The organism is Aquimarina spongiae (genome assembly GCF_900141785.1).
Classification (GTDB): domain Bacteria; phylum Bacteroidota; class Bacteroidia; order Flavobacteriales; family Flavobacteriaceae; genus Aquimarina; species Aquimarina spongiae.
In genome coordinates, this window is sequence record NZ_FQYP01000001.1 from 419,790 (window position 1) to 440,889 (window position 21,100).

General features: G+C 35.8%; 19 protein-coding genes. 11 read left to right on the forward strand and 8 right to left on the reverse strand.

Annotation, left to right across the window (positions count from 1 at the left end):
* The first annotated feature begins 36 nt into the window (after positions 1-36).
* Together BUE24_RS01795 and BUE24_RS01800 are read left to right on the forward strand one after the other, a co-directional pair.
* Positions 37-549 carry a DinB family protein gene (locus tag BUE24_RS01795; RefSeq protein ID WP_073313020.1) on the forward strand — a complete coding sequence of 171 codons (513 nt, stop codon included), beginning with the start codon at positions 37-39 and terminating at the stop codon, positions 547-549.
* A 1-nt stretch (position 550) separates the two neighbouring features.
* On the forward strand, positions 551-934 hold the full coding sequence (locus tag BUE24_RS01800) for a nuclear transport factor 2 family protein (protein WP_073313022.1): 384 nt from the start codon (positions 551-553) through the stop codon (positions 932-934).
* Positions 935-944: 10 nt separating this feature from the next.
* On the opposite strand, the gene BUE24_RS01805 is transcribed toward BUE24_RS01800, so the two are convergent.
* From BUE24_RS01805 to BUE24_RS01815, 3 genes are read right to left on the reverse strand one after another with little or no spacing between them, the layout of a single operon-like run.
* A complete protein-coding gene (locus tag BUE24_RS01805) occupies positions 945-1,583 on the reverse strand; it encodes an alpha/beta hydrolase (protein ID WP_073314399.1) in 639 nt (212 codons plus the stop codon).
* 19 nt (positions 1,584-1,602) lie between these two features.
* The gene (locus BUE24_RS01810; protein WP_073313024.1) at positions 1,603-2,454 is read right to left on the reverse strand and encodes an alpha/beta hydrolase family protein; all 852 of its coding nucleotides are present in this window, start codon (positions 2,452-2,454) and stop codon (positions 1,603-1,605) included.
* A 4-nt stretch (positions 2,455-2,458) separates the two neighbouring features.
* Positions 2,459-3,025: a TetR/AcrR family transcriptional regulator gene (locus BUE24_RS01815; protein WP_073313026.1), complete on the reverse strand. Its 567-nt coding sequence runs from the start codon at positions 3,023-3,025 to the stop codon at positions 2,459-2,461.
* An 89-nt stretch (positions 3,026-3,114) separates the two neighbouring features.
* On the opposite strand from BUE24_RS01815, the gene BUE24_RS01820 reads away from it, so the two are divergent.
* The 6 genes from BUE24_RS01820 to BUE24_RS01845 all read left to right on the forward strand — a co-directional run bounded on the left by BUE24_RS01820 (position 3,115) and on the right by BUE24_RS01845 (position 8,907).
* The gene (locus tag BUE24_RS01820) at positions 3,115-3,540 is read left to right on the forward strand and encodes a PaaI family thioesterase (protein WP_073313028.1); all 426 of its coding nucleotides are present in this window, start codon (positions 3,115-3,117) and stop codon (positions 3,538-3,540) included.
* A gap of 1 nt (position 3,541) precedes the next feature.
* Positions 3,542-4,639 (forward strand): isochorismate synthase, encoded by a 1,098-nt coding sequence (locus BUE24_RS01825; RefSeq protein ID WP_073313100.1) that lies wholly within the window; start codon positions 3,542-3,544, stop codon positions 4,637-4,639.
* A gap of 55 nt (positions 4,640-4,694) precedes the next feature.
* Positions 4,695-6,419 carry a 2-succinyl-5-enolpyruvyl-6-hydroxy-3-cyclohexene-1-carboxylic-acid synthase gene (gene menD, locus BUE24_RS01830; protein WP_073313102.1) on the forward strand — a complete coding sequence of 575 codons (1,725 nt, stop codon included), beginning with the start codon at positions 4,695-4,697 and terminating at the stop codon, positions 6,417-6,419.
* Positions 6,420-6,522: 103 nt separating this feature from the next.
* A complete protein-coding gene (locus tag BUE24_RS01835) occupies positions 6,523-6,864 on the forward strand; it encodes a DUF2853 family protein (protein ID WP_073313105.1) in 342 nt (113 codons plus the stop codon).
* A 118-nt stretch (positions 6,865-6,982) separates the two neighbouring features.
* Positions 6,983-7,816, forward strand: coding sequence for a CvfB family protein (locus BUE24_RS01840; RefSeq protein ID WP_073313106.1), 834 nt, complete (start codon positions 6,983-6,985; stop codon positions 7,814-7,816).
* A 134-nt stretch (positions 7,817-7,950) separates the two neighbouring features.
* A complete protein-coding gene (locus BUE24_RS01845) occupies positions 7,951-8,907 on the forward strand; it encodes an ion transporter (protein ID WP_073313108.1) in 957 nt (318 codons plus the stop codon).
* A gap of 4 nt (positions 8,908-8,911) precedes the next feature.
* Here the strand turns inward: BUE24_RS01845 and BUE24_RS01850 are convergent, their stop codons facing one another.
* Positions 8,912-9,301 carry a hypothetical protein gene (locus BUE24_RS01850; RefSeq protein WP_211483300.1) on the reverse strand — a complete coding sequence of 130 codons (390 nt, stop codon included), beginning with the start codon at positions 9,299-9,301 and terminating at the stop codon, positions 8,912-8,914.
* Positions 9,302-9,472: 171 nt separating this feature from the next.
* Here BUE24_RS01850 and BUE24_RS01855 point away from each other — a divergent pair, with 171 nt between their 5' ends.
* From BUE24_RS01855 to BUE24_RS01865, 3 genes are read left to right on the forward strand one after another with little or no spacing between them, the layout of a single operon-like run.
* Positions 9,473-10,315: a 1,4-dihydroxy-2-naphthoyl-CoA synthase gene (locus tag BUE24_RS01855; protein ID WP_073313121.1), complete on the forward strand. Its 843-nt coding sequence runs from the start codon at positions 9,473-9,475 to the stop codon at positions 10,313-10,315.
* A gap of 39 nt (positions 10,316-10,354) precedes the next feature.
* On the forward strand, positions 10,355-11,131 hold the full coding sequence (locus tag BUE24_RS01860) for a hypothetical protein (RefSeq protein ID WP_073313123.1): 777 nt from the start codon (positions 10,355-10,357) through the stop codon (positions 11,129-11,131).
* A 58-nt stretch (positions 11,132-11,189) separates the two neighbouring features.
* Positions 11,190-11,810: a hypothetical protein gene (locus BUE24_RS01865; protein ID WP_073313125.1), complete on the forward strand. Its 621-nt coding sequence runs from the start codon at positions 11,190-11,192 to the stop codon at positions 11,808-11,810.
* Positions 11,811-11,824: 14 nt separating this feature from the next.
* On the opposite strand, the gene BUE24_RS01870 is transcribed toward BUE24_RS01865, so the two are convergent.
* The 4 genes from BUE24_RS01870 to uvrA form a co-directional block, all read right to left on the reverse strand.
* A complete protein-coding gene (locus BUE24_RS01870; protein WP_073313127.1) occupies positions 11,825-14,239 on the reverse strand; it encodes an alpha-ketoacid dehydrogenase subunit alpha/beta in 2,415 nt (804 codons plus the stop codon).
* A gap of 197 nt (positions 14,240-14,436) precedes the next feature.
* Entirely contained in the window at positions 14,437-17,268 is a 2,832-nt protein-coding gene (locus BUE24_RS01875; RefSeq protein ID WP_073313129.1) for a gluzincin family metallopeptidase, read from the reverse strand.
* Positions 17,269-17,398: 130 nt separating this feature from the next.
* The gene (locus BUE24_RS01880) at positions 17,399-18,088 is read right to left on the reverse strand and encodes an LOG family protein (protein WP_073313130.1); all 690 of its coding nucleotides are present in this window, start codon (positions 18,086-18,088) and stop codon (positions 17,399-17,401) included.
* Between the two features lie 14 nt (positions 18,089-18,102).
* Positions 18,103-20,943, reverse strand: coding sequence for an excinuclease ABC subunit UvrA (gene uvrA, locus BUE24_RS01885; protein ID WP_073313131.1), 2,841 nt, complete (start codon positions 20,941-20,943; stop codon positions 18,103-18,105).
* Between the last annotated feature and the right edge of the window lie 157 nt (positions 20,944-21,100).

Here is a 21,100-nt window from a genome sequence, read left to right on the forward strand (position 1 = left end):
AATGATTAAATTTCTACCTCATTTTAATTACATACTATGATATCCCAACTCCGTAAAGAAGAATACCATCCTTATTATGGCGCGTACATTGCAAAAGCAGAATTTCCTGATATCGTTGAGGGATTGAAAGCTGGTAAAACCGAATTTATTGATTTTGTGAGCGTTTTACCTGATGAAAAACTAGCTTTTGCCTATGCAGAAGAAAAGTGGACTTTGGCCGAAGTATTGCTACATTTGATTGATTCAGAAAGAATATTTGCGTACCGCGCATTAAGGTTTGCTCGTAAAGATAATACACCTTTGGCTGGTTTTGATCAGGACGTATATGTTCCTAATTCTAATGCAAAGCATATGACAAAGAATGATATCATAGAAGATTATGAGGCAGTACGTAATAGTTCTATAGCTATGTATAAGAATTTTACCAAAGAGATGTTGCAATTTATAGGAACAGCAAGTGATAGTCCTATGAGTGCAAGGGCATTGGGCTATATTTTGGCCGGGCATCAAAGACATCATTTGGAAGTGATTAACGAGAAATACCTTTAAAATGACCAAAGAAGAAGTTGCCCATAATTACCTCGACTTTTTACAAAATGGGGATATAGATCAAATCGTTGAATTGTTTACTGATAATGGTGTCGTAGTCTCACCTTTATATGGCACAAAGCCGGCGAAAGACTTTTATACAGTTTTGAAAAATGACACCAACCGTTCTATACTTAGGTTCGATGGTTTGTTTTTTGAAGAAGATACGAATCGTATTTCTTTGCTTTTTGATTACTATTGGGAGATTAGCAATGGAGAAACTGTTCAATTTAAGGTGGTTGATATTATTGAATTATCGCCAGAAAATAAAATAGAAAAATTGACTATCATCTATGATACCGTACACAGTCGTAAAGCTATAGAGGATATCAAGAGAACGAAATAAAAGTTTAGATTTATAGTATTAGAGATAGGGTATTAGGATCTAATTCATGTCCTCCGGTATGCATGTGGAATTGAATTTTAGGAAAAATACGCTCTAATCTATCCTTTTCGGCTTGGACTTTGTCTTCTTCATAATAGGGATCTTTTTCTCCCAAAATATGCACTATTTCTGTGGTAGGGATTAAAAAATCAAAATCCTTTGGAGCTAGTTCTCTGGGAAAACCACCAGATACTATTGCAAAAGCAGTACAAGATATTTTTCTGCTTGCGATCCATCTACTGGCAATACTAACGCCTTGAGAATATCCCAAAACAATGAGATTAATATTTTCTGGAATATCTTCCTCTTGCATTACAGCATCTATATAGTTTAATACGTTTATAGTCTCAGCTTTGGTGTTTTCTTTGGTAAGCCAACTCGAACCTACTTTGTTGTAGGTGTTGCCTTTATAATATTTTGAAGGCGCCTGCGGTGCGATAATATAGTTTTGAGTACTATCCAGACTTTCGAATAATTTAATGAAATATCTACTTAGATATCCAATCCCATGAAAAACCAACCAAACATTTTTTGTAGTACTAGTAAGTTGATTTAGTGTAGAGTAGGAGTTTGTAGTTTGGTAAACTGCTGATTTTTCTTCTGTATTCATAGGATAGAAGGTAAGTTTTTTAATGTAATTCGAACCAATCATATACAATTGGCCACAAGATATCTCGGTTTTTCTTTCTAAAAAAATCAAAATGCCCGATAGCCCTCAAATTGTATTGAGATGGTATGAGATGTTTGCGGGTTACCGAGGCATTTTGATATACTTTATCTCCTAAAATATCTACAGATTTTTTCGGAGCAAAAAGATCGTCTTCTATACTTATCAATAGCATCTGATCTTTAATGTGTTCGTAATGAGTGACTTTATTTTGTTGGGTAAAATGTAGCATTGAATCCGGATGTAACAAGAACTTTGCCCAATCCTTTGCTACTTGTGTGGTCAAGGACTCGCCCAGTCCAAACCATTTTGAAGGATAATAGCCCAAAATAGAAGTGGTTATGGGTACAAAAAGTCCAAAATTAAGAAGTATGAGAAGTCTCATTTTAAACTTGAAGTGCTTGTAATATCCATACTGAGAAGCAATGGTTAAATACTTGTCGTAATATTGATGAGCATCACTAAAACCAATGCTGTTCCCTCCGTAACTATGTCCGATTAAATATTGTTTGTTTCCAGGGTATTCTTCTTTGGCATGTTTTGATACTTCTTTGAAATCCCCTGCCCAGGAGAAATATCCATCATTTTTTATGGATTGTAATGTTTTGGATTTAGAAAAGCCAATACCTCTATAATCAAAAGTGAATACATTACATCCCTTTTGTGCCAGTTCTTTTGCTAAGCCGAAATAGAATTTTTGAGGAACAGCTACTGCAGGAGCAAAAACAATAGTTATATTGTTAGGCGATTCTGGAACAAATTCATGTACGGATATAGGGTAATTATCAAAAGATCGTAGTGTGTAGGAATCCATTAGATTATTTTTTAAGGATGATTTTCTCCATTCTTTGTATGGCTTTATCTAAGTACTTGGAATCATCGTAGACCTGCATCAGCAAAATGCCACCTTCAATATCTTGCACCATTTGTTCTGCAAGTTCTGTAGCTTCATTAGCATCGTACTGAGATTGTTGCAGTAAACGTTCAATCCCGGAAATAAAATCTTGAAAGAAAGATTGGATCTCTTTTTTGTAAATAGGGTCGAGGTGTATAGTTTCTAAAGCAGTATTCGCCATAATACACCCACCATCTGAAACTTGAAAGATTTTGAACATCAGTGTTTTCATTTTTACAATTTTTTCTTCGATGCTCATAGAAGGATTGTCTATGATTTTGAACAAATTATGATGAAAATAACTATGTACTGTAGCTAGTACTTCTTTAATCAGTTCGTCTTTATTACTGAAATAGTAATAGAAATGTGATTTCTGAATCTGGCAAGCTTTAGACAATTCGCTCATGCTACTATTTTGTACACCACGTGCTCTAAGTACTGGAATGACCTTTTTAAGAACTTCAGCTTTGGATGTTTTTACTTTTGGCATTTTATTGAACGTTCGTTAAAATAATAATCAAATATAGTTAGAATTATTTAAAGTCATTACATATTTTTGCTATATAATACTTCGTTTTTATGAAATTCACAGAATCAGAGATACTCGAACAATGCGCAAAAATGTGTAAAAATACCCTTATGGAAACCCTGGAAATTTCCTTTTGCGAGGTGGGTGAGGACTATTTGGTGGCCAAAATGCCGGTAACCCCAAAAGTTCATCAACCTGATGGTGTATTACATGGGGGAGCAATGGTTGCTCTAGCGGAAAGTGTGGGGAGTGCAGCTTCTTATATTTTTCTCAATGCAAAGGATTTTTTTATAAGAGGACTTGAGATATCTGCAAACCATGTAAAAAGTGTAAAAGAAGGATATGTGTTTGGACGTGCCGAAATTGTACACAAGGGAAGAACTACCCAGCTCTGGGATATTAAAATAAGGGATGAGGAAGGAAATTTGATTTCTGTTGTAAAGTTGTCCACTATCGCATTACCAAAATCAAAGTAATATGAATGTGCATCCAGAATTTGCTGGTATCGAAGAACATTTGGACCAAAACTTACCCTTGGTCTTATATAAAAAACAAGGAGCGAAGCATCTTAACGTTTTGCTTCAAGAAAATGAGATGATCTATGAGGTGGCAAATTATCAAGAATCTGGATTTGTTTTCTCTCCTTTTGATCAGAGTAAAAAGGCGATTTTACTTCCACTGGATGTTTGTAAACATATCACTATACCACTTACTGAGTTACCGGTAGTAGATGAGGACGTATTCTATACAAAAGAGCAGGAAATAAAAATTTCTTGGTCTGAAGAACAGAAAAATAAACATAAGCAATTAGTACAAAAAGGAATTGACGTAATTAAGGCAGGTGCTTTTAAGAAAGTGGTTTTGTCTAGAAAAGAGGTTGTTGTAGGTGAAGAAGCTTTTGAACCTTTATTGTTACTAAAACGACTAATCAATTCTTATGATGATGCGTTTGTGTATTTGTGGTACCACCCAAAAGTTGGTATTTGGTTAGGGGCTACTCCAGAGACATTGCTCTACAGTAAAGAAAATAAGTTTTCTACTATGGCATTGGCGGGAACACTGCCATATCAGTCTACAGAACAGGTGAACTGGGGGAACAAAGAGCTTGAAGAACAAGAGATGGTCACTTCGTTTATTCTAGAACAATTATCCGGGATCGCAAATGACATTATTTCTTCAAAAACCTACACACACAAGGCAGGAACTTTACTTCACTTAAGAACAGATATAAAAGGAGATTTAATTCCAGAAAAATCAGGATTAAAGGATGTGTTGTCTATATTACATCCTACACCAGCGGTTTGTGGTTTACCCAAAAATGATGCGAAAGAGTTTATTTTACAAAATGAAGGATATAGCAGAGAATATTATACTGGATTCTTAGGGGAGTTACATATGCAGGATGGTAAAGGGAAGGTGATATCTGATATGTATGTAAATCTTCGTTGTATGCAACTTAATGGTAACGAGGTTGAGTTGTATGTAGGAGGAGGAGTAACCAAAGATTCTGATCCGGAAAAAGAATGGGAGGAGACGGTGCGCAAAACCGAAACCATGAAAAAGGTGCTGTTTTAAATTCGTATCAAAAGGTTGGGTTAGATTGGTTTGATGTTGTACTTTAGCTCTTCAAATGAAAAGACGTTTTTATTCAAAAATTCCTTTAGCGCAAAGTGTTGTGGCGCTATGCGAAGCAAAAGGTGTTCATCATATTGTAATTTCTCCAGGATCTCGTAATGCTCCTTTAATTATTGGTTTTACCGAAAACCCAACTATGAAGTGCTATAGCATTGTGGATGAACGTTGTGCTGCTTTCTTTGCTTTGGGGATTGCGCAGCAGATAAAAAAGCCAGTAGCGCTTGTGTGTACCTCTGGAAGTGCACTTTTAAATTACTATCCTGCAATTTCAGAAGCTTTTTATAGTGATATCCCGTTAGTGGTGCTAAGTGCAGATCGACCTATCGAACGAATAGATATTGGGGACGGGCAGACCATTCGTCAAAAAAATATTTTTGAGAATCATATCTTATATTCTGCTAATTTGTATTCTGAAGTGGTTGCAGAAACCGAGATTAAAGATCCCAAAGTACGACAGAAACAGCGAGAAGCGCAAAAGCATAACGAAAGAGAAATTAATCTGGCTTTAAACAAAGCTATAGAGAAAAAAGGTCCGGTACATATTAACGTTCCTTTTTATGAGCCTCTGTATGATCGATTAGAAGAGCCAACAGTCTTACCTAAGAATATACCTGTAGAATTTCCGCAGCATCATATCTCAGAAACCCTTCAGGATGAGATGCTAACATTATGGAATACTTCAAAAAGAAAAATGATTCTTATAGGGGTGAATTCTCCTGGAGTCATAGAACAACGGTGGATCGATCATTTTGCTAATGATCCTTCGGTGCTCGTGTTAACCGAAACCACATCCAACATACATCATGACTCTCATGTAAATTGTATTGATCAGTTGATCACCTCTTTGTCTGAAGAGGAGTTTGAGCAATTGCATCCAGATATATTGTTGACGGTAGGAGGAATGGTTGTTTCCAAAAGGGTCAAAGCTTTCTTAAGAGAGTATCAACCTAAGGCACATTGGCATATTGATGAGAAAAAAGCTTTTGACACCTATTTCTGTTTGACAGAACATATAAAACTAACTCCTAATAACTTTTTTGGAACCTTCTTGATGGAAACAAAAAATGTAAATGGAGATTATAAGCAATCCTGGTTAGCCATTCGAGATCAAAGAAGAGAACGACATCAAGCATATCTGGAACAAATAAAGTTTACTGATCTTAAGGCGTTTGAGGTGATTTTTGATCATATTCCCGAAGGTCAAATGGTGCAGCTAAGCAATAGTTCTACAGTACGCTATGCGCAATTATTCTCTTTAAAACCTTCATATCGGGTATTTTGTAATAGAGGGACTAGTGGGATAGATGGAAGCACTTCGACAGCTATAGGAGCTGCCACAGTAACTAACACTCCAACAACTTTGATTTCCGGAGATCTCAGTTTTTTTTACGATAGTAATGCATTGTGGAACGATCATATCCCGGCAAACTTCAAAATTATTTTGATTAATAATGATGGAGGAGGGATTTTTAGGATCTTGCCTGGTAAAGAAGAAAGTGTTAACTTTAGTACATACTTTGAGACTACTCATGGTTTATCTGCAGAACACTTGTGTGCCATGTTTGGATTTGAATATCACAAGGCGGATACATTAAATGATACCATTGCAAGTATTCAACAGCTATATAAAAACGACAGCAAACCCCAGCTACTCGAGATTTTTACACCTAGAAAAGAAAATGATAGTACGTTAATCGATTATTTTAGGTGTTTTGTCTAATATTTGGCCTTTAATATACTTTAAAGAATATTTATTCATTTAATATTCATCTATATTTGAGAAACAAATTAAAATAACTAAAAACCTAAAACTTTATCATCTTATGAGTAAAAGAGACGAATTAATCGCTAAGTATGCTGCGGACATTAAAGACAAAATCGGTCAAACACCAGATATGGATTTATTAACCAAAGTTACTATCGGATGTGGGCCATCTATCTATAATGCTGATGCTGCTACAGTATCAGGAAGTGATCAAAGTGAGTTAGATACTGTAAAGAAGAACTTTTTGATCAAAAAATTAGGTCTTGCTGATGGTCCTAAATTAGATGAAGCTATTGCTTCAGTGATTGAGCAGTACGGTAAATCAAACCGCAATAAATACAGAGCTGTAGTATACTATCTTTTAACCAAGCATTTCGGTAAAGAAGCAATCTACAACTAAAAATTAATACTTTGTTTTAGAGATAAGGGTGGGTCGAGGAACGATTCACCCTTATTGTTTTGTTTTAATAGCGAAAAAGCGCTTTTAAAAATTATCTTTGCACAAAATATAGAATACAATGCTAAACTTAGGAGTATACAATACGCTTAAAATTTTGAGAGATCGTGAGCCAGGACTATTTCTTGGTGACGATGATGGGAATGAAGTGTTACTTCCGAATAAATATGTTCCGGAAGAATTCGAAATAGGAGATGAGATTAAAGTTTTTGTGTATTTGGATAGTTCTGAGCGTATTGTTTCGACTACTCTAGAGCCCTATGGTACACTCAATACCTTTGCTTATCTGAAGTGTACAAGCGTATCAGATATTGGTGCTTTTTTAGATTGGGGATTAGAGAAAGATCTTTTTGTTCCTTTTAAAGAACAAGCGTTTAAAATGAAAGCTGGAGGTTGGTATTTGGTTTATATCTATTTGGATGAGGAAACCAATCGATTAGTAGGTTCTAGTAAAACCAAAAAATACTTGGATAACTCTCTAGTGTTATTGTCGTCCTATGATGAAGTGGATTTAATTGCGTCTCACCCTTCACCGCAAGGTTGGAATATGATCGTAAATCAAAAACATCTGGGGTTAGTATATGAAGATGAGATTTTTCAAAAGATGACCGTAGGAGATCAGATGAAAGGCTTTGTGAAAAAAGTGCGTCCCGACGGTAAAATTGATCTTACTCTTCAAAGACATGGTTATCGTAGCATAGAGCCTAATGCCGAACAAATCCTAAAGGAGTTAAGAGCTAGTGGAGGGTTTATCGACATCAATGATAAGTCTGCTCCGGAGGATATTAAAGAAGTTTTTCAATTGAGTAAGAAAAGTTTCAAAAAAGCAATAGGGTCTCTTTATAAAGCTAGGAAAATTACCATCGAAAAAGATGGTATAAGAATAGTAGAATAACTTCAGGTTTGTTCTCGGTTAAGTTAAGTTTGTTTTAAGAGTGGCATGCAATTGTAGGTAATCGGCTTAAAGTCAATTATTTTATTAAATTTATATCCTCAAATATATAGTCACTAACTTAACCTTTTATACCCATGGTTGCATTTTGCAAACGAATCGCCGATTCCAGGTGGTTTCAACAATTCATTATTACAGTAATTATTCTTGCCGGAGTTTTAGTTGGGATACAAACCTACGGTGATAAAGTTATGCAGTGGACTCCAATCATTGATGCACTCGATTGGTTAATCCTCGTTATTTTTACAATCGAAGTAATTATAAAGATTACCGCCGAAGGAAATCAACCTCAGAATTATTTTAAAGATGCTTGGAATTTATTCGACTTTTTCATTGTTGTAGCTTGTTATGCAGGTCCATTTTTGGGAGATAGTGCAGAGTTTCTTCCTGTATTACGATTAATTAGAATACTTAGAGTTTTTAAACTCGTTACGGCACTTCCAGAATTGCAACTCATAGTTGGGGCATTGTTGCGCAGTATTCCTTCTATGGCGTATATAAGTTTATTATTAGGATTGCTGTTCTATATCTACGGGGCAATGGCAGTATTTTTGTTTGGGGCGAATGACCCTATTCATTTCGAGAATTTACAAATGGCCATCTTGTCTTTGTTTCGGGTAATTACTCTGGAGGATTGGACGGATATCATGTATATCAATATGTATGGGTGTGACAACTATGGATATGGAGGAAACGAAGCTCTGTGTACCAACCCGAGTGGATCACCTATTTTGGCAGCTATGTTCTTTGTTTCTTTTGTGCTCATAGGGACCATGATTGTTTTGAATCTATTTATTGGTGTGATAATGAACGGTATGGATGAGATGAAGGCAGAAACTGAATTAAAAGCAAAGGTGAAACGTAAAAACAAAGAGGACGGAACCAATTTAAAGAACGAAATTCATTTGCTGATTGATAAGGTAGACGGAATAAAAGAAGAATTAAGTGTACTTACACATTTATATGATCAGGAACGTAAAGAAGTCCCTTTAATTGGTAAAGCATATGAGCATACCAACGGGAAATCAAGATAGTTTCTTAGTACGCTAAACCTGTAATAGGGCAGAAAGCACCACTATAAAAGCCTGCATCCTTGTAGGCTATATTTTTTACACCGCCATTGTTTTGAGTGTTGTTAAATCCGTTACCCGAAACTCGCAAAGAAAATGCTCCGGGTTGAGGAATAGAAACGTTATACAAAGGTGCGATGAACTGCTCTTTTGGTAGTTCTAGTATAGGAGCGCTTTTGCGCAAAGCTTGTTGTCGTACATCTACAGTAAGATTGACTTCCATTAGTTGATACTTTTGGGATGAGTCTTCCTTTTGTACTAAGGAAATAGGTTCACTAAGTCTCTCAAAAGAAATAGTTTTAATTTCAATTTCTTGTCCAAAAGATAGGTATCCAATACCTCCAAATAATAATATCATCAAAGTCTTCATGTTGTAAATATATATGCTATTCTATAAAAGATCATCAAAAACTATGCTAAATTCTAGATAGAAACCATGTTTTTATCATTTTTTTGATGGATTTAGCTGATAAATAATAGAGATGAATAGGCTTTATTGTATTATTTTTGAAAGATAAAAAATAAATTAATGAGTTCAATAGACTGGAAAACCGCAAAAGAATATAAAGATATAACCTATAAAAAATGTGATGGTGTTGCTCGCATTGCTTTTAACAGACCTAATGTACGTAATGCTTTCAGACCTAATACTACAAGTGAATTGTATGATGCATTTTACGACGCACAAGAAGACACTTCGATAGGAGTGGTATTACTTTCTGCAGAAGGCCCTTCTTCCAAAGATGGTGTATATTCATTTTGTAGTGGAGGAGATCAAAAGGCAAGAGGTCATCAGGGATATGTGGGTGAAGATGGGATGCATCGATTGAATATTCTGGAAGTACAGCGATTGATTCGTTTTATGCCAAAGGTTGTTATAGCGGTAGTGCCAGGTTGGGCAGTAGGAGGGGGACATAGTTTGCACGTAGTATGTGATCTTACTTTGGCAAGTAAAGAACATGCGATTTTTAAACAAACGGATGCAGATGTAACTAGTTTTGATGGTGGATATGGTTCTGCTTACCTTGCCAAAATGGTTGGGCAAAAGAAAGCTAGAGAAATTTTCTTTTTAGGAAGAAATTACACTGCTCAAGATGCGTACGAAATGGGAATGGTAAATGCCGTGATTCCTCATGATGAACTTGAAGATACAGCCTATCAATGGGCACAAGAGATATTGGAGAAGTCACCTACTTCTATAAAAATGCTAAAATTTGCCATGAACCTTACTGATGATGGTATGGTAGGGCAACAGGTTTTTGCAGGAGAAGCTACACGATTAGCATATATGACTGAAGAGGCAAAAGAAGGTAGAAATGCTTTTCTTGAAAAACGTAAACCAGACTTTAAAAATGTAAAGTGGATACCATAAAAAGGTATTCTTGGGGTTGAAACATAAAGATTAGGGGAAATGGATAAAAAAGAAGAGGAATTATTATCGATGCATTATCAGATCGAGAAGACTGATATCAAGCAACAACAATTAGAAGATCGACTGGGGTCTATTTCTAAGGATTTGGACAAAAGTAAAACTGTTCGGAATTTATATTTTGTTCTAATTGTTCTGTTGTTGTTGATCACGGCTGGGGCAGGGTTCTACCTGGTTAAAAAAGATAAAATATTCGCTTCTGGGCTTAATGAAGATAATTCTGAAGAAATCCAAAAGCTACTGGTGACCAACGATTCCCTTAAAAAAGCGCTTCATAAATTAAAAGAGGATGTTGCTGCATATCAAAACAAAAACAGTGGTGTAGGAGCAAATGGTGAAGAGGCGTTAGATTCTATTCAAGAAGAAAGTAAACTGAAGTTTGAAAGAATTTACTGCTATATTACTAAAGCTTTTGAAAGTAATGATGCTACATTTATCGAAGCTGATTTTATAGAATTTTATGAAGGTAGAAAAGCGGTAATGAAAGCCAAAGAATTCGGTGAAGCGGAGTATGATATCGACAAAGATGGTGATACTTTGTATTATTTGTATAATAATTATTATATTAATAACCAGAATTCTAAGTCCAGAATTTTAGAACTTGACGATAAAGCAAGGGTTCGGATTGATGATATCAATCAAATTTCTAATGGGTTTCCGTTAAAAGCGTTTCAAAGAATTATAAAAAAGAAACAAGTTTTTGTATTAGAAACTAATAATGGTGTTGTTTACAGTATTACTCAGAAGAAACTCCCTTAAGCGTGGTGTAAATATGTGCGATACAATTTTGTTGAAACCCCATTAAACTACCCCAGTCATGAAGGTTATGAAAGACGAAGATCTTTTGTCATTACATTATCAAATAGAAAAGGCAGAAATCAAGCAAAAGAAACTTGAAGACTTGTTGGACGCCGAGACCGAAAAACTAAAGAAAAGTAAATATTCTAATCGAATGTTTGGTTCTTTTTCTTTAGTGTTACTACTTCTAGCAATATTTCTAGTTGCCAACGCATTTTATTCAAATAAAAATAATGAGTTAGCTACGGTCGAGATCAACAGGAGTGAAGAATTATCATTACTTCAGAATGAATTGGACGCTGTAAAAAGTGAACTGGCCGTATTGAAAAAACAAAAACAAGAGATAAAAGATATCAAAGATATGTATCTCTATAGAAGTTTGATTAATAAGGATACCGTGTATTCTGTACAGGTAAAGGCCTTAGTAGATGGTAAAATAGCTTCTATCTCAGAAAAGTATACCAATACCTTGGTGTATAGTGATACTTCGCTGTATAAGTTAAGTCTGGGTATTTTTGAAACGCTTTCCGAAGCTCAGGATTTTAGAAAAACCTTGATACAATCTGGGATGTATGACAAACGCGTGTTTGTAATATCATACAAAGATGGTAAACGTATTAAAATAGAGGACTTTCAGTAAAACTTTTACTCTTTTTATCTAAGCTGTGGATATGAGCCAGGATCTACCTCGTTCATAATATCGTATACCTTTTCGAAAATATCTTCGGTAGATGGTTTACTAAAATAATCTCCATCAGTTCCAAAGGCAGGTCGATGCGGCTTTGCACTTAGTGTTTGTGGTTTACTGTCTAGATGCGCATAAATATTTTGCTCATCAATCAGTTTGTGTAATATATACCCTGTTGCACCACCAGGTACGTCTTCGTCTATGACTAGTATTCGATTGGTCTTTGCAACACTCTTTACAATATCGTGATTCAAATCGAACGGAAGTAAGGATTGCACATCTATTACTTCGGCATTAATACCTACGGTAAGTAATTCTTTTGCAGCTTGCTCAACCAATCTCAACGTAGATCCGTAGGATACTAATGTAATATCTGTTCCTTCTTTTACAGTTTCAACAACTCCGATTGGTGTTCTGATTTCGGATAGGTTGGAAGGCATTTTTTCTTTTAATCGATATCCATTCAAACACTCAACTACTACTGCAGGTTCATCACTCTCTAATAGAGTATTGTAGAAACCTGCTGCTTTTGTCATGTTTCTAGGAACCAAAATATGAATACCTCTCAATAGATGAATTAGTCCACCCATTTGTGATCCAGAATGCCATATACCTTCTAATCGGTGTCCTCTGGTTCTTACGATCAATGGAGCTTTTTGCTTTGCAAGTGTTCGGTAGCGTAATGTAGCAAGATCATCACTTAATCCTTGCACACAATACAAGATATAATCAAGGTATTGAATTTCGGCAATAGGACGTAAGCCTCGCATTGCCATGCCGATTCCTTGCCCGATAATTGTTGCTTCTCTAATTCCAGCATCAGAGATTCGTATTTCTCCGAATTTTTCTTGAAGACCTTCTAATCCCTGATTTACATCACCAATCTTACCACTGTCTTCTCCAAAGATTAATGCTTCAGGAACTCTATTAAAAATTTGCTCAAAGTTATCACGTATAATCACTCTTCCATCTACTGCTTCAGCATTATCCTGATATTCTGGTGCCACCTCTTCAATATTAGTTACTTTGGTGTCAAAATCATTATATAAGTGATCGCTATACTTCGGCTGGATTTTATCTATATAAGTATTTACCCACTGTTGTAATGCGCTTTTTTCTGCAAAGTTTTCTTTTACAACATATCTTAAAGCTTTTCTAGTAGCTTCAAGAATATCCTTACGTATAGGCTCTTCTTTCGAAGCAAGCGTATTTACTAATGGAGTGATAAAGTTTTTGTTAGCACTTTTTTCTTCTACAGCTTTCAGTTGTTGTAATGCTTCTTGTTGTTCTGATTTGATTTCAGATAGATACGCATTCCAGGCTGCTGTTTTTCCTTGTCGAACTTCTTTTTTAGCAGTTTTCTCAAGATCCAGCATTTCTTCTGCAGTAGCAATGTTGTGGTCTATGATCCACTCTTTGAACTTTTTGTTACAATCGTGCTCACGTTCCCAGTTTAGGCGTTCTTCACTTTTGTAACGCTCATGAGATCCTGAAGTAGAATGCCCTTGAGGTTGTGTAAGTTCGGTTACGTGTATGATTACAGGGATATGCTTTTCTCTTGCGATCTCATCTGCAGTTTCGTAAGCATCCATAAGAGCGGGGTAGTCCCAGCCTTTTACTTTGATGATTTCATATCCTGCTAAATCCTCGGTACGTCTAAAACCTTCTAGGATTAAAGAAATATCTTCTTTAGTTGTTTGATGTTTTGCATGTACAGAAATTCCGTATTCATCATCCCAAATGCTAATCACCATAGGTACTTGCAGTACCCCAGCGGCATTAATAGTTTCCCAAAAAAGCCCTTCACTTGTACTTGCGTTTCCGATCGTTCCCCATGCTACTTCATTACCATCGATCGAAAAGTTTTTGAAATTAGCTACGCTTTTTTCATTTCGGAATACTTTTGATGCTTGTGCTAAACCTAAAAGTCTAGGCATTTGTCCAGCAGTAGGAGAGATATCAGAACTAGAATTCTTTTGCTGAGTAAGATTTTTCCAGCTACCATCTTCGTTCAAGCTATGTGTGGCAAAGTGGCCACCCATTTGTCTACCAGCTGCAAAAGGTTCTTTTTCTATATTGGTGTGCGCATACAATCCAGCAAAGAACTGCTCTATCGTATACTTATCGATAGCCATCATAAAAGTTTGGTCGCGATAATATCCTGATCGGAAATCACCATCTTTAAATACTCTTGCCATGGCAAGTTGTGGTAATTCTTTTCCACCACCAAAAATTCCAAACTTTGATTTTCCTGTTAATACTTCCCGTCGTCCAAGAAAACTACACTCTCTGCTTATAAGTGCAATTTTATAGTCTCTAAGGATTTGACTTCTATATTCTTCAAATGAAATATTTGATGTAGTAACAGTTTCAGATTGCATACGAACGACGTTTAAAGGTTTGCAAATTTAGTTAAAATGCTGGCCATTTGCAAGACCGATACTCTTAAATTTTTTAAACATATCTCAGTTAAATTCATTTTTTGTTGATGAATTATTGTTTTTGGGTGTATTTTTAAGGATTGATTAACAAATGTGTAAAATTTTCACATTTAGGATTTTGAAAAGATGAAAAGAGGTTAATACCACTCTCTAGTAAACAATCCGATAAGTGTTTCTGGACTTAATGTAATGATAAACCGAATTTGTTGATCGTAGTTGGGTTGTGCAATTTCCCAACCCTTACTAGAAACAACGGGGAAGAAGACTTCGAAGAAATCGGCAACCAAACTTAATCGCACTCCGCTGTCAAAAACAAATTCTGGAGACGTTCCTCTATTTTTTACTAGTCCTACATCTCCATAGGCGTAGATCCAATTCCAAATATTGGTATTGGCATTAAGGGTAGTAATCCACTGATTGGCAAAAGGAACATCGAGTTGGGATTTGAACCCTCCTTCTGCAATGATGATTTGTTGACTTACAAATCCTGTATCTTCACTTCTGCCTAAGTAATTAAAATCAAATAAATAGTCTGTAGGTCGATCCAGGGCAAAGCTGAAAAAATCGCCATCCCTTTCTGTGTCATTGAATAAAAATGTACCGGCGAAAAATCTTAGGTTTAGCTGTCTGTTGTTTAGGAATAACTTTCTATAGTTTATTGTAGTCGATAGTTTGCTGAAATTTTTAGAAATCTGATAATCTACAGTATATCCTAAGAAATCAGTTAAGTTGAAATCAGAATATCGATATCTTGCATTAAAAACGTTATAATCTGGTGTTTCTACGGGATTCAATTCATCCCTTTGTCGAAATACGTTTACATTTCGCAAAGACAGTCTTTCATTTTTATTGGATCGAAGATCTTCAGGTCTGAAATAGAAGTTTACAGAAGTAGAAAATCTTCTAAACAACAAATCAGGAGCATAGCTAAACATGCTACCATTTATTCCGTAACGAATTTGATATAATCCGTGATCTGCAATTTGATTTCTAAAGAAGAAAGAGGCAGACCCCAACAATTTCTTGGATTTTAAACCATAAGCCGGGGAAATGTTGTACTCAAAGTTTCTTCTTATCAGTGTTTTATTATAGAATTTGGATGCAATCGTAAATCCATCATAAACATTAAATTCAAATTCTGGAATAAAGAAAATTTGATGATATCTTGGATCTTCTACATCTTGCAGTAACCTGAATTGAACAGGTTTGTTGATGAACCAATTTAGATTTCGGATGTTGTTTCTTCGGTTAACTTCAGGGATATTTTGATCATAATCCAGAGCTACTTTGCTAAGATCATTGTTTGCAATCTTTACTTTTTTGGTCCCGGTGAATCCCTCGACCCAGGTTTTAGAAACCACGTCTTTTTTACGAAGTCCATATAAAGAAATCGGCATTAAATTATTTTGTCGATTCTTTATGGTAACCTCTACAGAGTCTTTGTCTTTTTTTACTGACTGTATTTTGAAGTCTAATTTAACATTGGTATTTACGTAATCTTCAAAAAACCAATCTATATTTTTTGGAGACATCGAGGTAAGCGTCTCTCTATACTTTTCAGAATTTGTAGGTTGTAATACATTTTGTTTGTAAAAAGTACTAATGCTTTCAGCTACGATATTGTCATCTTCTAGATAATCCTCGAGATACTTGAATCCAACACCTGCTTTATACGCATTGGCAATATTTTGATTGAACTTTACCAGTTGATCCTGGGGGAGTGAGAGAGGCTGATCCAGAAACAACCTTGCCATATTTTTGTAAGCAAGAAAATACTGGTCGTTAAACTCTAAGTCTGCAATATGAAACCATCTAACTCCGATGACTTTACTTAGTTTACCGATAATTTTCATATCGGGATAGTGCTGCTCTGTATAGGCCATCATTAAATAAATATGTATGGCATCCCTAAGCCAGGCATCATGTCTTGGGTCGATAATGAGTGTGTTCTCAAGATAATTTTCGGTAATTGCTTTCAATTGTTTGATTTCAAACTGAAATCCATCAGGGAAAGGTCTCACAATATCCGGCAGCTGATTTAATCCATATACTGGATTGTTTTTATAATCGCTTTCGGATATCAAAATTTTGTCAAAAGGGTAGGGACCTAATTTTTTTTGTAAGAAATCGATAACTCTACTGGTAGCTACCATTTTCATTTTGGACATCAATTTATTATCATCAATGTCACTAACGAATTGAATTCCATTAAAATCAAAATTGTAAAATGTGCTAACTCCACGATTAATATATAGGTTAACTTCTGTTCTGTTATTTCCGGTGAACTGAAGCTTTTTGATGTCTTTTTCTTGCGAGGCTACTAAAACTTCTTTTTTAAGATCCGAAACTACAGTGTATGATTCTGGAACGGTAAAGTCAATTTTGTAATCTATTAACGGAGCATACAGATCATCTAGGTTTTTATGGCTGTATGTCTTCCATTCGTTATCAAATACTGCGGGTAGGATGTACCAATATTTAAGATCAAAGTTCCCATTTTCTTTATATCCATATCTCGTAAATTTACTACTAGGGATCTTTACTTTGTATTTTAAAACAAAAGTTTGTTGTTCTCCTGGGAGTAATATTTTGGGACATTCGACCCAAATAATATCTGGAGCGCCATCTTGTCTGCCCCAACTTAATGATTGAGAATTCGCGTCAAGAATATGTTGTACTGTAGTGTGTCCTCTTTCATGATCTTTTGCAAAATAAAAACGCTTTAGAAAATCCTCAGAGAAACGTTCTCCCAAAGGGGTGGTTTTGTTTGAAAAAGCGTTTGCCCAATCAAGAAACTCTATTCTTTTTAACCCCTTATCAGAGGTATTGGTATAAGTGATTTCTTGTTCGATGGTAAGTACCTTTTTCTCGGTATCTAACTCTGCGTTAATATACGTGCTATGTTGAGCTGTTGCGGTAAGCAGTGATAAAAATGCAATTATGATATGAGAAATCTTAGTACTGTTCAAGATATTATGTGTGACTTAATAGTTTTTATTATCAATTAATAGGCCAAAAATAACAGAATTTGATTTTTCTTCGGTAAAGAAAAAATACCAAATCCTGTTTTAATGTATAATTACTTTTTAGAGAATGATTCTAGAAATTAGGACTTAGATTGTATTCTGCATAGAATTTATCTAGTATTTCTAAAACCTCTTCGGGGGTATCAACCACATGAAAAAGATCTAAATCACCTTCACTGATATTTCCGAATTTTTCTAGTAATGTTGTTTTAATCCAATCGATTAGTCCTCCCCAAAACTCAGTACTTACTAATATAATCGGAAATTTAGCGATCTTTTTGGTTTGAATAAGTGTCATCGCTTCAAAAAGCTCATCCAAAGTCCCGAATCCACCGGGCATTACTACAAACCCTTGAGAGTATTTTACGAACATTACCTTACGAACAAAGAAATAATCAAAATCCAAACTTTTATCGCTATCGATATAAGGATTGTCATGTTGCTCAAAAGGGAGGTCGATATTTAAACCTACAGAGGTTCCTCCGCCCAGATGTGCTCCTTTATTTCCTGCTTCCATGATCCCTGGACCACCACCAGTAATTACTCCATACCCATTATTCACAATTTCTCTAGCTACATTAACTGCTAATTCGTAGTACTTGTCATCGGTTTTTGTACGGGCGGATCCAAATATTGAAACACATGGACCAATTTTACTCATTTTTTCGAATCCGTTTACGAATTCTCCCATGATTTTAAAGATAGCCCAAGAATCGTTAGTTTTTATTTCGTTCCATCCTTTATGATGTTGTTCTTTTCTCATAAATCTGTGTGATTTTAATTTAATATGCCTAGTTCTTTCTTCAAGAACTTTGCGGTATAACTCTTTTTATCTTTTATAATAGTTTCTGGTGTCCCTTTGGCAACTACTTGACCTCCATTTTTACCACCTTCGTATCCTATGTCAATAATATGATCCGCCATCTTGATCACATCCAGATTGTGCTCTATGATGAGTACCGTGTTGCCTTTGTCTACTAATTTATTCAATACCTCCATCAAGACTCTGATATCTTCAAAATGTAATCCAGTAGTAGGTTCATCCAAGATGTAGAAGGTATTTCCGGTATCTCTCTTAGAAAGTTCCGTAGCTAATTTAATACGTTGCGCTTCTCCTCCGGATAGGGTGGTAGATTGTTGTCCAAGGGTAATGTAGCCCAGCCCCACACTTTGGATGGTTTTTAGCTTACGTGCAATTTTTGGAATATGCTCAAAAAATACGCATGCTTCGTTGATGGTCATTTCTAAAACATCAGAAATAGATTTTCCTTTATATCGAATTTCTAAGGTCTCTCTATTGAATCTTTTTCCCTGGCAGGTTTCACATTCTACATACACATCGGGTAAAAAGTTCATTTCTATCACGCGTAACCCTCCTCCCTTACAAGTCTCACATCTCCCTCCAGCTACATTGAAGCTAAAACGCCCAGGTTTGTATCCTCTGATCATCGCCTCTGGTGTTTTTGCGAATAAACTTCGTATTTCAGAAAACACTCCAGTGTATGTTGCAGGATTGGATCTTGGAGTTCGTCCAATAGGGGATTGGTTGATATCGATCACTTTGTCTGCATGTTCTAATCCCGAGATGCTCTTATACGGCATTGGTTTTTTTACCCCATTAAAATAGTGTGCATTCAGAATAGGGTATAAGGTTTCATTTATTAAAGTAGATTTCCCACTTCCAGAAACCCCTGTTATGGCTACCATCTTTCCTAAAGGGATGTCGATAGAAACATTTTTCAGATTGTTACCTGTGGCTCCCTTTAATGAAATGGTTTTGCCATTTCCTTTTCTCCTTTTTTTAGGGATTTCAATTTGCTTCTTTCCGCTTAGGTAATCTGCGGTAAGGGTATCGTGTTTTTGTAGCTCTTCTGGAGTGCCTTCGCTAATGATCTCTCCACCGTGTTTTCCGGCAAACGGACCAATATCAATTACATGATCGGCACGCTCAATCATATCTTTATCATGTTCTACCACGATAACCGAGTTGCCAATATCCCGAAGTTGAATAAGCGAATTGATCAACTTTTCATTATCTCGCTGATGAAGACCAATACTAGGTTCATCAAGAATGTATAATACTCCTACCAACTGAGAACCAATTTGCGTAGCTAATCGGATACGCTGTGCTTCTCCACCAGATAGTGATTTACTACTTCGGTTTAATGAGAGGTAGGTAAGACCTACATCTACCAAAAACTGAATACGAGCATTGATCTCCTTTAGTATTTCAGAAGAAATTTGCTTTTGTTTTTCACTCAAATGAATAGGGAGATCCTTAAACCAATCGGCTAACTCCAAAATATCCATTTGCGCCAGCTCGGCAATATTTTTGTTATTTACCTTGAAGTAAAGGGATTCTTTACGCAATCGGGTGCCTCCACACTCTGGGCATGAGATATTATCCATATACTCTTTGGCCCAACGCTTTAGCGAAGTAGAATCACTATTGTTATATGTGTTTTCTATAAAGGTAGCAATACCTTCAAAATCAATTTTATACTCTCGTGTAACTCCTAAAGTTTTGCTATTTACGCTAAACTTTTCTTTTCCCCCATACAGTATGATTTGCATGGCTTCTTCAGGTATTTTTTTGATGGGGTCACTCAACTTAAAATCAAAGCGCTGTGCAATAAGGTCTAATTGCTTGAATATCCAGTTGTTCTTTTGTGGTCCCTGCGGAGCCAAACCTCCATTTTTAATCGATTTGGAGTCGTCTGGGATTATTTTTTTGAGATTTACCTCATACAGATTCCCGATTCCATTACATTTTGGACAGGCTCCTTTTGGAGAGTTAAAAGAGAAATTATTAGGTTCTGGGTTGGGATAAGAGATACCACTTGTTGGACACATTAAACTCCTACTAAAATAGCGAGGGTGCTCTGATCCTTGTTCAATCACCATCAATACATCATCTCCGTGGTACATGGCAGTATTTATAGTCTCCATCAAACGTTTGGAGTTTTCCTGATCTTCGTTAACCAATAATCGATCAATCACGATTTCTATATCATGAGTCTTGTATCGATCGAGTTTCATCCCTTTGGTTAAATCTCGAATTTCTCCATCGGTCCGTACCTTTACAAACCCCTGTTTGGCAATTTGCTCGAACAATTCGCGATAGTGTCCTTTACGTGATCGCACAATAGGAGCAAGGATATTTATCTTTTTACCCTTGAAATCTTTAAGGATCAGGTCTTTGATTTGATCATCACTATAGCTCACCATCTTTTCTCCAGTATTATAACTGTAAGCATCACTTGCTCTAGAGAAAAGGAGTCTTAGGAAATCATATATTTCTGTAATGGTACCAACGGTACTTCTTGGACTTTTACTAGTGGTTTTTTGTTCGATGGCGATTACCGGAGATAGTCCATCAATTTTATCAACATCCGGACGTTCTAGTCCTCCTAAAAATTGCCGGGCATAGGCCGAAAAAGTTTCTATATATCGGCGTTGTCCCTCGGCATAAATAGTATCAAAAGCTAAAGAAGATTTACCAGATCCCGATAAACCAGTAATCACTACTAATTTTTCTCTTGGGATGGTCACATCTATGTTTTTTAGATTGTGAACTCTAGCCCCTAATACTTCGATATTTTCTTCAGATTCAACCATAAATTTTTAACCAAGATTGCAAATGTAGTTATTTGCTCGCTCTTTGTAAAATGGGTTTGGTTTCAGTTTTGTTAAAAGACTATAAATTTTAAAAGAAAAACAACCATGTATTATGTTTATCTTTATTTCTCTTTAGTATTGATTAATAGTTTTTATT